Annotated in this window: 1 pseudogene; it reads left to right on the top strand. The window is 65.9% G+C overall.

Annotated elements, in window-relative coordinates:
- Positions 1–234, top strand: a pseudogene (locus MUB46_RS24210) (hypothetical protein); the annotation flags it as partial.
- Positions 235–337 lie beyond the last annotated feature (103 nt).

The following is a 337-nucleotide window of genomic DNA, read 5'->3' as shown; positions in this document are numbered from 1 at the left end:
CTTGAACGCCGGGCTGCCGAGCACGTCAGCATCCTGGACGCGATGATTGCGGATCTCGGTGTTCGCTGGCTGAAGGGCTACCCGGCTGACCCGGCTGCCCTGACATCGCTGGTCAACACGTTCAACCGCTCTGCAACGGTCCTGGGCTGGCAGCGGCGGGCGAGGGACATCACCCCGAGCCTTGACGACTACATGGCCAACCGTGCCGCTCAGAAGGCCGGGGAGGACGCATGACGGCGATCTCCTATCCCGATGCCTGCCTAGACCCGCACCTGTTCGGCCCGTGGTTCAGCGCCGACAGCTGGCAGACGTGGCGCGTTGTCGACAAGGCCCTGTT

This window comes from Microbaculum marinisediminis (assembly GCF_025397915.1).
Taxonomy (GTDB): domain Bacteria; phylum Pseudomonadota; class Alphaproteobacteria; order Rhizobiales; family Tepidamorphaceae; genus Microbaculum; species Microbaculum marinisediminis.
This window is presented reverse-complemented; position numbering and strand designations above follow the sequence as displayed.